A 12,672-nucleotide genomic window follows, 5' to 3' on the forward strand; every position below is an offset into this window, starting at 1 on the left:
CCAGGAAGCGTACTCGACATCGAATATGGAACGCAAGCGAAACTAAGCATATGCTTTCGAAGTATGTTTCCTCCGGAAACATTGCAGGTGCTCACGTAGCTTCCACTACGCTCCGCTCCTCAGTTTCTACTTGCATTCCATCTTCTCGGTGCTGAAAACCGAACTTTTTGAACTCGAACATATTGTCTGACGTTATGCAGGCCGAATATACCTTCTCGCCATATGCATGGCATGATTGCCGGAGGTATAATGGAAATGTCTGCAAGGTTCGGCATACATATCTTTATAAGCGGATACATAACGGAGCAACGAGACAGACGGGAGGATTGCCATCATGGCGGAAGCAGCAAAGCCGGGGCTGGGGCTGGCGCTTGAAGGCGGCGGCGCCAAAGGCGCTTATCATATGGGAGTGGCGAAAGCGTACTTGGAGGCGGGTCATACGTTCGACGCGGTAGTCGGCACCTCGATCGGCGCGCTTAACGGAGCCGTCATCGCGCAAGGCGACTTCGAGAGCGGCTATCGGCTGTGGGAGCGGCTGGATGCCCGCGCGATTTTCGATATTACCGATGAGGAATACCATCTGCTGATGCGGCGCAGGCTCGACACAAGCGCCTTGCGCCACTTGGCCTCGAGAACCCGGAAACTCATCGCGAGCAGAGGCATGGATACCAGGAAGATGCGGCAATTGATCGCATCCGTTGTCGATGAAAGCCGGCTGAGAGAATCCCCTGCCGACTTCGGGCTGGTAACGGTATCCTTGACGGGCCGCGCCCCGCGCGAGCTGTACAAGGAAGATATACCGCAAGGACAGTTGGCGAATTATTTGATGGCCAGCGCTTCCTTTCCCGGCTTTCAAACGACCGTCATCGACAACGAGGCTTTTATCGACGGGGGGCTGTATGACAACTGTCCGATTAATATGCTGGCTCTTAAAGGCTACAAACAAGTCGTTGCGATCAGGACGCTTGGACTCGGGATTACTCGCAAAGCCCGGTATCCCGGCATGACGGTTACGACCATCTCGCCTTCCGAGCCGCTCGGCGGCATGATGAGCTTTAACCCCGAGTCGATCCGACGCAGCTTGAACATGGGCTACTACGACGCCATTCGGCAGCTTAGAGGGTTGCAAGGGAAAACGTATTGCGTCGACATCGGCGGACTAACCGAAGAGATGTGCAAGGAGATGCTCGACTCGCTCCCCGAAGCCAAAGTGTTGGGTGTCGGCCGCATGCTCGGCGTTGGCGGACTTCCGCCTCGGGAATTGTGGAGCAAAAGTATCGTGCCCAGGTTGTCCGGCAGCATGCGGTTGCCGGCGGACGCGTCGTCTCTGGCCTTTATCATCGCTCTGGCAGAGACTTTAGCGACAGCAAAGGACGTGCACAAATACGCCGTTTACTCCTTCGCGGACTGGATTCGTACCGCCATAAGCGGTCCGCTACGGAACACCCGCGGTCTCGGCTTCCGTCAAGTGGAGCTCTGCATGGCCGCGCAGCGTATACTGGAGGCCGTTCGGCTGCCCGAAGGGCCAGAAGCTTAATATGACATAAGGTGACGTATTTGAGGATCTATAATGGGGGTAGGTCAACGAAAGGAGTTACTGCTCATGAAACGAAAAATCATTTTAGATTTGGCGGTTACTTTAGATGGTTTTATTGAAGGGAAAAATGGTGAAATCGACTGGTGCATTATGGACGCCGAGATGGAGTTTAATCATTTTTTAGATCAAGTCGACACCATTTTATATGGAAGAAAAAGCTATGATTTATGGGGACAATATACTCCGGAAATCGAACATTCGGATTCTGAAAAAGAATTTTGGGAATTGGTTCATAGCAAAAAAAAATACGTGTTTTCCAGGACGAAAGGGAGTACCGATGATCAAGTCATTTTCATCAATGACGGTATTCTTGAAGAAGTGGCTAAATTAAAGAATGAGCCGGGTAAAGACATCTGGTTATATGGCGGAGCAAGTTTGATTACGACTTTTATCAACTTAGGACTTGTCGATGAATTTAGATTATCCGTTCACCCTGTTGTTTTGGGAGAAGGCAAACCGCTGTTTGCGGATATAAAACAGAGGTTGAATTTAAAAACGGTTCATACAAAAACGTTCTCCTCGGGCGTTGTACAACTCATTTACCATTCGCTCGTTTAATCATGACATATGTTGTCATGGTACTTCAGTTAAACTGTGATAGCTTGGAAAATAGAAATCCGAGGTGATGTCTATGAACGGCTATGATATCGTAATTGAAGGAGCGCGAGAGAATAACCTGAAAAACGTAAATGTCCGCATCCCGAAGCAAAAAATCACGATCTTCACCGGCGTCTCGGGGTCGGGCAAATCCTCCCTTGTTTTCGACACTATCAGCGCAGAAGCTCAGCGGCAGCTTAACGAGACGTTTTCCGCGTTCGTCCGCAATCGGCTGCCCCGGATTAGTCAGCCGGATACCGATCTCATCGAGAACTTGTCTACGGCGGTTGTCATCGATCAGAAAAGACTCGGCGGCAACTCCCGTTCGACGGTTGGCACAATCACGGATATTTATGCCATGCTCCGGCTGCTTTTCTCCAGAATCGGCAAGCCTTCGGTCGGCTCTTCTCATGTCTTCTCGTTTAACGAACCGGCCGGCATGTGCCCGGAATGCTCCGGAGTCGGACAGGTGGTGCAGTTTAGCGTGGACAAGTTGTTCGACAAGTCCAAATCGCTTAATGAAGGCGCCATTCTGTTCCCCGTCTTTAAAGTGGGAAGCTGGTACTTGAATACGTACACCCATTCCGGCTTGTTCGACAACGACAAGCGGCTTGCCGACTATTCGCCGGCCGAATGGGATACTCTCCTAAACGGCAAAGAAAGCAAAATCGTATACCGCACCATAGGCGGCGTTATCGAATCGAATTACGAAGGTCTGCTGCCCAAGCTCACCCGCCTGTATGTAAAGCGGGACAGCAGCGAGATATCGGATGCCAAACGCGAAACGGTGGAACGTTTTCTATCCTTTAGCGAGTGTAACCTTTGCGGGGGAAGCCGGCTTAACCAAGCGGCCTTGGGCTGCCGGATTAACGGATACAACATTGCGGAGTGCGCGGCGATGGAGATCGGCGAGCTGATCCCTATGATTGAAGCCATTCGGGATCCCGTTGCGGGTCCGATGATCGGCGGGATTTTAACCCGGCTGAACCATCTGGTTTCCATCGGACTGGAGTATCTGAGTCTGGACCGGCAGACCGCCACTTTGTCGGGCGGGGAGTCGCAGCGCATCAAGATGGTCCGTCATCTGAGCAGCAGCCTTACCGGCATGATCTACATTTTCGACGAGCCGAGCGTGGGGCTGCATCCGCGAGATGTCCATCGTCTCAACGGCATGCTGCGTCAGCTCCGGGACAAAGGCAATACCGTGCTCGTCGTCGAACACGACCGCGAGGTGATCGAAATCGCCGATTACATCATCGATGTCGGACCGCTTGCAGGAACACGCGGCGGAGAAATCGTCTACGAAGGAGACTTTGCGGGCCTGCTCCGCGCGGATACGCCGACAGGACGGCACTTAAAGCAAAGCCTGCCCTTGAAAACTTCAACCAGGACGCCTACGGATTGGATGACCGTAACCAGCGCCAGGCTTCACAATCTGAAGGATGTTACCGTCGATATCCCCGTCGGTGTGCTGACCGTGGTAACGGGCGTAGCCGGCTCGGGCAAAAGCACGTTGATTAACGGAGCCTTCCTGCCCTCGCATCCAGGGTCGATTGTCATCGACCAGTCGGCCGTAGGCACATCCATCCGCTCCAATCCGGCCACTTATACGGGAATGATGGACGAGATCCGGCGGCTGTTCGCAGCCTCCAACAAGGTGAGCGCATCGTTGTTCAGCTTCAACTCCAAAGGAGCCTGTTCCAACTGTCAGGGTCTCGGGATGATATACACGGATTTGGCCTTTCTCGAGCCGATAAGGACGATTTGCGAAAGCTGCGAGGGCAGGCGGTTCAGCGACGAAGTGCTGGAATACAAGCTGAACGGAAAATCCATCAGCGACATCCTCGCCATGACGGTACGGGAAGCTTTGGAGTTCTTCAGCAGGAAGGAACTGCTCCGTCAATTGCAGACGCTGGAGGATGTGGGACTCGGATACGTGACGCTGGGCCAACCTTTAAGCACCTTGTCGGGCGGAGAATGCCAACGCATCAAGCTCGCCGGCGAGCTGCATAAGGAGGGCAATCTCTATGTGATGGACGAGCCGACAACCGGATTGCATATGTACGATATCTCCCGTCTGATGGACATCATGAACCGCCTGGTCGATGGGGGCAACACGGTGGTGGTCATCGAGCACAACATGGATGTAATCAAGAGGGCCGATTGGATTATTGACATGGGCCCCGAGGGCGGACATCAGGGTGGCCGCATTGTTTTCGAAGGCACTCCCGTCCAGCTTGCCGCTGCCGAGCATTCGATAACGGGGGCGTATTTGCGCAAGTCGGAAGGCGGCCAGGGAGCGTCTTCCTGATAAGGATCGATACAGATCGGAAGGTTGGTGGTATACTCGTAACTAGATTATGATCCACTGATCCGATTGGGAGCGATTCGATTGAACATATGGAAAGACTTGCGGACGTTCGCGGACGTACCCGGTGCTCGCGGGTTATTGGGCGCGTTGTTCTGCTATGGCATCGGACTCGGCATACTTGCGCCCATGAATGCCATCTATCTGAGCGAGAACATCGGGCTTGACAAAGGACAGATCGTATCGGTATTCGCGATCTCCGCCTTGCTCAACCTCATCGTCACGATAACGGTCGGCATCTTTAGCGACCGGATGAGGAGCAAAAAAAGGATTGCCATCGGCGCGGCAATCATCTGCATGACGGGACTGCTGTTGTATATGCGGGCGGATAATTACGCGCAGGCGCTCATCTTCCTGTGCGTGGCATCGGCTCCCTCCGGACTCATTATGGGACAGCTGTTCGCGCTGGCGCGGAACCACTTTGCCCGCCTGGCTCCCACTCTGGTCGAGATGGCGCTTATTTGGCTGCGTTCGTCGATGAGCGTCGGTTTCTTCGCCGGCTTGCTGATCGGAGCCAACCTGTATGTGCTCGCGACGTTTCAGGGGGTCTTATGGGGCAATCTGACCGGTTATGCCGCCCTGATGGTCTTGCTTCTGATGCACAAAGAGCTAGGCGCCGAAACGCCGACGGGGGGCAAAAAAGTCGCGGCGCCGAAGGGAGGAGAACCTTTTTCTCTCCTCATGCTTCTCGCTATTCTTATGATTGCATGCGCTGACGCCGTGCGCGGACTATACCTGCCGCTCGTGGTAAAAGAGTTGTTCGGCCGCGCCGAATTCGCCTCCTACATCTGGAGCGTACAGGCCGTATTCGAGCTGCTGCTCATGACCGTTTCCGGCTACTGGGCGGCGCGTTATGGCACCAAGCGTATTTTAATGCTGGGTGGCTTGTGCGCAATTGCCAGCTACGCCGTCTATCTTGCGTCGCCTCCGCTCGCCTACTTCTTCCTCGTGCAGCCCGTCTATTCGCTGTTCGTCTCCATCAAGTTCGGCGTGGCGATGGGTTATGTACAGCGCATGTTCCTTGGCCGCAGCGGTTTCGGCGCCAGCCTGTACGAAAGCATCATCCTGATGGCTACGCTGCTCGGCTATGTTCTCCCGCTATTTATCGAAGGATATCATCCGCTGCTGTTCCTTATCCCGACCGCCATTATCGTCGTATCGCTAATCTTGATCGGCTGGTCGATGGCGAAGGAACGCGGCCGCAGTTCGGGTATAGGATCGTCGGGAGACACGGCAATAGCGAAGTAGCGCCGTTCTTCTTACAAGAAGAACAACATCACCTGACGGTCATTCAATAAAACAAAACGTCCAGTCACTCCTTGCCTCCCTGCCTAACGGACATATTGAGGCCGTCGATTCATGGTGTGCAAAACTGAAAATGAAGCTGCAATAAATCATCGCCAACGTGTTAACGGAAGTGAGGGCCCTTATATGGATCGTTTGGCGTGATTTTAAAATCTAACGGAACTCTGCGTCGCTATACGTGAGAAATCCAGACAAACCGCGGACTTTTGCCCTTCATAAGGGCTGTCAGTTCCATTAGATTTGCGAAATGCCGATTTTTGCTAAAATAACGCCTCTCATTTCCGTTACAGTTGCTCCCGTTCATTTCTTACCGTATAGTTGCCCGAATTTCACCTTTGCACAATGAATAGACAGCCTCAAATTTGTGCTATTCTTCGATTTTTCAGGATTTCGAAAATCTAACTGACGGACACGCACGACATTATTGGCATCATCATCGCGCATTTGGGCTCCATTACAACTCAATAGCGACTTTCCTGTCCGTTAGATTGGTTTGCTGTTAAAAATCGGACAAGAAACGTCGCTGGCGTCCGTTAGATTTTCAAACTGTTGTTCGCAATTTTTAGAGCTGCAACATTTTCCTATACAACATGGAAAAGCCGCCGCGATGGTCGCGACGGCTTGTTGGTTGTGCTGGGAGTTGGCGAGTCATGAGTGATCGACCGCTGCCAGCCTGATCCATAGGTCGAGCGCGTCTGCGGTTAGGTCACAGCCAGCAAGCTGTGCGGCGACGCATGTGTTCCATCGTCGACCGGATCGAATGACCGGCCAATATGACACGCAGCTCCTCGAATGCACATCCATCGACCGCTAATCGCGCAATGAATCCGTGTGCCGTCAGCCCAGCTTCTGACCGCAGTTCGGACAGAAGTTCGCGCCTTCGTTCTTGGCGCCGCAGTTCGGGCAGAAATTCGGCTTCCCTCCGCCGGACGGAGCCGATCCGGAGCCCTGCTGTCCCGAAGTATTCGAATTCCCTTGCTGCCCGGAACCGCCGCTGCCGTTGCCGCCTTGCTGGCCGCCGTCGCCATTCATGCCCTTCATCATTTCCTTGGCTATATTCATGCCCATCATCATGCCTGCCGCATCGGCCGCCATGCCGCCGCTTTGCAGCTTGCCCGATGAGATCGCGTCGATCATCGACGCCTGCTGGAAGCGTCCCATATCCCCGATCATGCTGTGCGAGGCGTTTTTCGTAATCATCGCCTGGATTTCCGGCGGGTAGTTGAAGCTCATCACCTGGAAGCCCGAAATCGTGATGCCGATATCCAGCAGCTCCATGTCGAGATCCTCGCGAATGCCACGCGAGATTTCCGCTGCATTGGCTTGGAGGTTGAACATATCCTTGCCTTCCGTGCTGATCCACTTCATGAGCAGGCTGTCGAGCACGGAGGTAATGCGAAGCTTTACGTCGTCAACGAGATAGCTCTCCCGCACGCCGGCGATTTTATCGATAAACGTCACGTAATCCTTGACCTTGAACACGAACGTGCCGTTGGCGCGGATTGGCATGCCGCCCGGCAATTGCGGCGTCGGAATCATGACGGGGTTCTGCGTCCCCCATCTTACCGTAAATTCCTTCGTGTTGACGAACACGACCTCGACCCGCATGCCGCTGTTGAAGCCGAACTTGAAGCCCTTGAGCGTGGAGAGGAACGGAATAATCTGAGAATCGATATTATAATCGCCCTCGTCCTGGAAGATGCCCTCGATTCTGCCATTATGGACGAAGATCGCGTCCTGGCCGGGGCGGATGATCAGCTTGCTCCCCTTTTTGATTTCCTTGTTGCTCCACTTCCAGAATATCATGTCGTCGCGGAATTCTTCCCATTCCACTACGTTTGCGAACTGGTTTTTGAAAAACACCATTATGCCTCATCCTTCCCCGTTTAAAATGATCCTCTGCTTCCGCTATGCGAGTGGCCGCCAGACGATCTGCCGCCACCGCCTCCTCCTCCGCCGCCACCGCTGCTCGGCTTCGGAATATGCTGCTTCGTTACCGTCGTTCTTATATACTGGTCCCGATGGCCGATGACCCCGGAGGATCCGACGTTCTCGTAGGTACGGCTGTGCACCGTGACTTTTCCTCCCGAGTTCGCCACCATCCGCCAGACGATCAGGAGCGCTACAGCACCGGCCGCGCCGACCTGAAACCACCATTTGAACAAAATATTATCGGGATCCACGCCCGGCTTGTAGCCCATGTAACGATGCGCCGTTACGATGTAGTCCGAAAACGCGGCGTAATAATCGCCCGCCGACAAATCGGACGTGATCCGGTTCCTGATGCGGTCCAGTCTGCCGTCGTCCAGATATTCCTCGCCCTTGTAAAAGCCCGCCAAGTAAACTTCCCTGAACTTCATGTCCATCGTCAGAATGACGGCATTGCCATGGGGCTTGTCGTAGCCGGGAGCCTTGTTGTCGTAGAAGTCCTCCGTCATCTTCATGACATCGGCTCCCGACTCGTTAAGAGAGGTATAGATGATGATGTCGGTCTCCCTTTCGGCACCGTAGGTTCTTGCCATCTCCGTAAGCTTGGCCTCCTGCTCCGCGTCAAGCAGTCCCGCTTCGTCGTAAATCAGCGGCTTCCCGTCCTCGGCCGCGTATACGGAGGCCAGCGGAATGCACAGGAAGAGCATCCCTATAATTGCGACCATCCTAGCGAACGGGGTCAGGCGGATTAATTGTCTTCCCGTCACCATATTCCGCCTCCCATCGCCAGCTGTAAGGCTTTCATGACCGCGAACCCCGCAAGGAAGATGCCCGCGAACCAGCCGAATATTTTGCCCTTGCTCAGCGGCGGCTTCCCGACGACCTTCCCCGTCTGCCCGTTCATCGCGAAGGTGTATCTTTGTTTGTTATAGTCGTAATGCACAACCCAGACAGGCAGCAGCGCATAATCCGCCTTCATCGCGGAAGTCCGGATGTTCTTGTTCTGGTAAGTCAGTACATGGTACGCCTGCATCGTGGACTTGATATACGATTCGATATAATCGCCAATCTTATGCTTGGCGCGAGGATACAATACGCTGTCGTCGTAATTGTATTTCTCCGCGACGTAGCCGGAGAGATAAGGCGCCTTAAATTCCTTTAGCCGATCATAGGGGAACGGCTCCAGCTTGTCCATAAGCTCGTCGTTCATCTTCTCCGAGGCATCCACCGGCACCTTTACGTAATCCAGCACGATGTCCCGGTAGACGTCATAATGCTGCGTCTCCGTATACATGTAGTCGCCGCTTCTATAGGTTCGTACCTTGGTCCCGTGTGCCTGTACCTGGATGCTGCTATGCAGATCGTATAACCAAAAAGGCACGTACATGCCCGTGATGCTCTGGATCCGATCCGCGGTCATAAAGCCCGGCGGCGTCAAGAGACCGTTCTTGCACCACTTCTTGAACGCCTTTTGCGCCTCTTCCTTGCTAATCGCGAACGGAATGACGATGTCGGGAGACAGCTCTCCCGCCAGCCGATCGCCCAATACGACGTTGGAGCCGCAGAAGCTGCAGGACGTCGCTACCGTCTCCGGCTCCGTGATGAGCACGGCGCCGCAGCTCGTGCAGTGGTATTCGTGCGCCTCGTCCCCGCTAAAAACGGAATGGCTGTTGGAGCCCGAATAACTCTCGATCTCGTCCTTCCTGCCGCAGCTTTGGCATAGCAGCATGCCGGAGGCGCTATCGAACGCCATCTCGCCCCCGCAGTTCGGACACTTATATGCAATGACCGACATTCGTGCCATCACACCCCTTTCCCATCCCGATTCGCACTGTTGTGCTACCTTTGTTTCCTTAAGAAAACCTCTATCGCAAAATCATCCTGACGGGTGATGAGAAATCCGCCTAACGGACATAAACAACACTCCGAGCAACTTGTCGCAATATTTCGGCCATATAGCGGCGCTCCTGTGATGCTCTATCGGCCCCTATTAACTCCGTTCGTTATCCACATTCGAAAGGCCTTACCGACCCAGCTTCTCCTTCAACTCGGCCAGTTCTTCCTCCGGCTTCGTTTCCTTCGCCTTCTCATATTGGGCGAATTCTGCGTCTATGTCGTAGGCCGCGTCTCTGCGAAGCTCGGCGAGCGCCATCGCCTCGTCATAAGCGCGCTCCGCCTTCTCCTCCAGCTCGTCGAGCATAGAAGCTCCCGCTACACCCGCTGTGTCCGCAGCGTTAATCTTCTGCTGCGCTTCCGCAGCCGCAAGCTTGCCTTTGATCGCCGTCCGGCGCGCTTCCAGCAAGTTGATATCCGCGGTCAGCTTTTCCTGCAGCGCCTTCATGTTCGTAGCATTGCCCGCCGCGGTATGGTAAGCGGCTTGCAGCTCGGCTTCCTTGCCAGCCTCCGCCGCCTTCTGTTCCAGAAACTTCATCGCCTGAGCTTCATTGCCCGACTGAACCGACTTCTCCGCGTAACGCTGCAGCTTGGCGATCTCCGCCTTGCATTCGTCGAGCGCCCGCTTGGCCCGGCTTTCCGCAGCCAGAATCGACGCCGTCTCCGCCTTCACCTTGCCCAGCTCGCCATTTACGCTTCGCATATATTCGTCAAGCGACTTCTCTACATTGTCGGAACGCTTAAGCAGCGCATTCACATTACTCGTCATCAAATCCCTGAATCTGGATAGAATCCCCATTTGCCCGCCTCCTTCTGCAACAATTTCCTGATCTTATAGTACCTTATTTTCGGCAAAAAGGATTCAATTCGAAGCGAAAAGGTTAATAAAGCTCTTTTGCGGCGTTAGATCGCGGTTCGCGATTAATAGCCCTATTATAATCAATAAGATATTCGCTCTCAATTGCAAGAAATTAACTTGAATATGTTGTAAAGCTTGTCACCATTACGGCTCCATTATTGGCCCATGTAATTGACCCTACTCCGTCAGCCGGAATCGGTCCAATATGGTTTGCATTACCATTCCATGTTGCATGTATAAACAGTGGTAGTTATAATAAAAACTAAAGAAGGAGCCGTGCGACCACACGACTCCAGCAGCACAGTAGACCGCTTCAAAGGCGGTCGGCTTCGGTAGATCGATCAGAATTAGACCGTTACCTTGCAGGGGGGCGGTCTATTTTTGTTGATTAATCACGGCAATGATGGCAACAACCAGCGTCAGCAGCGCTACAATAAGCGCGCTAAAACCGATCATCAACGTCAAAGCGTCTTTAACCTCCATGGGCATCCCTCCCTTCTGAGAGAGGTAGCCGACCGCCCTTGCAAGCCGTTCTATTTGCTTGTCTAATTATAGCATAATTTGTAAGAATATATGAGCAGCGAACTCTGATTTTCTCCTGCTTTGCACAAACGGGAGTTGAACCGATGTTGATCGATCCCCGAGACAAAGGACTTAGGTTTGTAGCACCGCTATAGTTGTGCGTTCCGGCTCTTTATCTGGATATACGGGCAGCCCGGAGGATGCGAGTGCATACTCGCTCGGATCCGTTTTGTAAGTATTTTTAGGACAAGAGCGTTATTTATGTGTTGATTCCGCAAATAGAAAAATACATCGCCATGATGTATTAGCCTCATGGCGATGTATTCAAAGACAACTATACGTTCCGCGGTTCTCCGTCATCATCCTCGGTAGCGATCGCATTCCCCTCATAACTAATCCAGTCGCTCCTGAGACATTGGAATCCAGCATATGGAACGCAAGGGCGAGCTGATCCTGGTCGCCGAAACCGAAATTCATGCGACGGCAAGTAGCGGCATGCCATATCCGGGTAATACCGAGCCACTTTGCACGGCTTCCGAATGTTCTTCGCTCTTCAATATCCCCGGCTCACGAGTCGTTCCTTGACCAGCCTGGCGGCCTCGGCAACCGTACCGGCTTCGATGATCGTCGTCGGTCCGCTATACTGGCTCATTGCGTGTTCGTAGCGTGGATCGTAATAATGCTCCAAAAGCAGCCGGACGGCCGCTTCGTATTGATCGGCTTCCAGACATGCCGCAATCTCCTTGGCGACCGGCGTATGAATGTGGCGGCGAATGCGCTGAAAGCCTTGAATCAGTTCCTGCTTATGCTCCAGCGGACGGTAATCCTCGACGATATGACGTACGCGTTCTTCCATAGGCAGACGAATCAGCAGCTGCTCTCCTTGCTCCTTCTTCCTCACGATAAAATCCGGAATTACCGCCTTGCCGATTCGCTTGCTCTCCCCTTCTATCAAGACGTATGGGGACTGCCCCAGCTGCAGCAAGTCGGCAACAAGCAGCGACTCGAACGTCTTCTGATTATGGGATGCCATCCCTACATGTCCGAAGATAGAACCGCGATGTCCGGCCATCCTCTCCAGGTCAAGGACAGGATATCCCTCCTCCGCGAGCTGGCGGAGAATAGCCGTCTTGCCTGTCCCGGTATTGCCAAGCAAGACAATCGGAGAAGCAGCCAGCTCCATATTCTCCAGCGTCTCCACGACCCACTTGCGATAAGCGCGGAAGCCTCCCGTCAGTCTATGAACACGTATGCCCATCAAGGAGAGAACCGTTGCCGTCGTCTTGCTGCGCATGCCGCCTCGCCAGCAGAATACGACCTTCTGTCCCGGAATCTCGCGGAACTGCTTAATGAAATCAGGCAGCTTGGCCGATACCAGCTCCAGCCCGCGGTCCATCGCCGCCTGAACGCTGACCTGCTTGTAGGTGGTGCCGACCTCCGCGCGTTCCGCGTCGTCGAAGAGCGGAATGTTGAGACTGCCCGGAATCGTCGCTTCGGCGAATTCGGACGGCGAACGCGCGTCGATAGTGACGACCGTCTTGCTCTGCCGCATATTTAATAGCTCGTCTATGCTCATATCCTGAAACAACGACACCGTCTCCT

General features: G+C 53.7%; 10 protein-coding genes. 4 read left to right on the forward strand and 6 right to left on the reverse strand.

All coding sequences use genetic code 11. The features are described from left to right. Positions 1 to 334: 334 nt before the first annotated feature. From KJW29_RS23155 to KJW29_RS23170, 4 genes are all read left to right on the forward strand, one after another. Positions 335 to 1,537: a patatin-like phospholipase family protein gene (locus KJW29_RS23155; protein WP_214626388.1), complete on the forward strand. Its 1,203-nt coding sequence runs from the start codon at positions 335 to 337 to the stop codon at positions 1,535 to 1,537. Positions 1,538 to 1,570: 33 nt separating this feature from the next. Then, positions 1,571 to 2,155, forward strand: coding sequence for a dihydrofolate reductase family protein (locus KJW29_RS23160; protein ID WP_425517446.1), 585 nt, complete (start codon positions 1,571 to 1,573; stop codon positions 2,153 to 2,155). A gap of 73 nt (positions 2,156 to 2,228) precedes the next feature. Next, complete coding sequence (locus tag KJW29_RS23165; RefSeq protein WP_246608346.1) at positions 2,229 to 4,505, forward strand: ATP-binding cassette domain-containing protein; 2,277 nt, start codon at positions 2,229 to 2,231, stop codon at positions 4,503 to 4,505. Between the two features lie 81 nt (positions 4,506 to 4,586). Next, positions 4,587 to 5,810, forward strand: coding sequence for an MFS transporter (locus KJW29_RS23170; protein WP_214626391.1), 1,224 nt, complete (start codon positions 4,587 to 4,589; stop codon positions 5,808 to 5,810). A gap of 894 nt (positions 5,811 to 6,704) precedes the next feature. Here KJW29_RS23170 and KJW29_RS23175 read toward each other — a convergent pair. The 6 genes from KJW29_RS23175 to mnmH all read right to left on the reverse strand — a co-directional run bounded on the left by KJW29_RS23175 (position 6,705) and on the right by mnmH (position 12,658). Continuing rightward, positions 6,705 to 7,733, reverse strand: a complete 1,029-nt coding sequence (locus KJW29_RS23175) for an SPFH domain-containing protein (protein ID WP_214626392.1) — start codon at positions 7,731 to 7,733, stop codon at positions 6,705 to 6,707. Positions 7,734 to 7,753: 20 nt separating this feature from the next. Beyond that, the gene (locus KJW29_RS23180) at positions 7,754 to 8,566 is read right to left on the reverse strand and encodes a TPM domain-containing protein (protein ID WP_425517447.1); all 813 of its coding nucleotides are present in this window, start codon (positions 8,564 to 8,566) and stop codon (positions 7,754 to 7,756) included. Beyond that, positions 8,560 to 9,591 (reverse strand): TFIIB-type zinc ribbon-containing protein, encoded by a 1,032-nt coding sequence (locus KJW29_RS23185; protein ID WP_214626393.1) that lies wholly within the window; start codon positions 9,589 to 9,591, stop codon positions 8,560 to 8,562. The genes KJW29_RS23180 and KJW29_RS23185 overlap by 7 nt, the downstream gene beginning before the upstream one ends. A 228-nt stretch (positions 9,592 to 9,819) precedes the next feature. Then, positions 9,820 to 10,488, reverse strand: coding sequence for a PspA/IM30 family protein (locus KJW29_RS23190; protein WP_214626394.1), 669 nt, complete (start codon positions 10,486 to 10,488; stop codon positions 9,820 to 9,822). 435 nt (positions 10,489 to 10,923) lie between these two features. Then, positions 10,924 to 11,031 carry a putative holin-like toxin gene (locus KJW29_RS36235; protein WP_246608347.1) on the reverse strand — a complete coding sequence of 36 codons (108 nt, stop codon included), beginning with the start codon at positions 11,029 to 11,031 and terminating at the stop codon, positions 10,924 to 10,926. Between the two features lie 592 nt (positions 11,032 to 11,623). After that, positions 11,624 to 12,658, reverse strand: a complete 1,035-nt coding sequence (gene mnmH, locus KJW29_RS23195; RefSeq protein ID WP_214626395.1) for a tRNA 2-selenouridine(34) synthase MnmH — start codon at positions 12,656 to 12,658, stop codon at positions 11,624 to 11,626. Positions 12,659 to 12,672: the final 14 nt, after the last annotated feature.

Source organism: Paenibacillus agaridevorans, from assembly GCF_018604145.1.
Taxonomy (GTDB): Bacteria; Bacillota; Bacilli; order Paenibacillales; family Paenibacillaceae; genus Pristimantibacillus; species Pristimantibacillus agaridevorans.

Excerpts from the sequence above, each read along its gene's own strand:
- KJW29_RS23190 (WP_214626394.1), bottom strand. The coding sequence starts at position 10,488 with ATGGGGATTCTATCCAGATTCAGGGATTTGATGACGAGTAATGTGAAT.
- KJW29_RS23155 (WP_214626388.1), top strand. The coding sequence starts at position 335 with ATGGCGGAAGCAGCAAAGCCGGGGCTGGGGCTGGCGCTTGAAGGCGGC.
- KJW29_RS23185 (WP_214626393.1), bottom strand. The coding sequence starts at position 9,591 with ATGTCGGTCATTGCATATAAGTGTCCGAACTGCGGGGGCGAGATGGCG.
- KJW29_RS23165 (WP_246608346.1), top strand. The coding sequence starts at position 2,229 with ATGAACGGCTATGATATCGTAATTGAAGGAGCGCGAGAGAATAACCTG.
- KJW29_RS23180 (WP_425517447.1), bottom strand. The coding sequence starts at position 8,566 with ATGGTGACGGGAAGACAATTAATCCGCCTGACCCCGTTCGCTAGGATG.
- KJW29_RS23160 (WP_425517446.1), top strand. The coding sequence starts at position 1,571 with ATGGGGGTAGGTCAACGAAAGGAGTTACTGCTCATGAAACGAAAAATC.
- KJW29_RS36235 (WP_246608347.1), bottom strand. The coding sequence starts at position 11,031 with ATGGAGGTTAAAGACGCTTTGACGTTGATGATCGGTTTTAGCGCGCTT.
- KJW29_RS23175 (WP_214626392.1), bottom strand. The coding sequence starts at position 7,733 with ATGGTGTTTTTCAAAAACCAGTTCGCAAACGTAGTGGAATGGGAAGAA.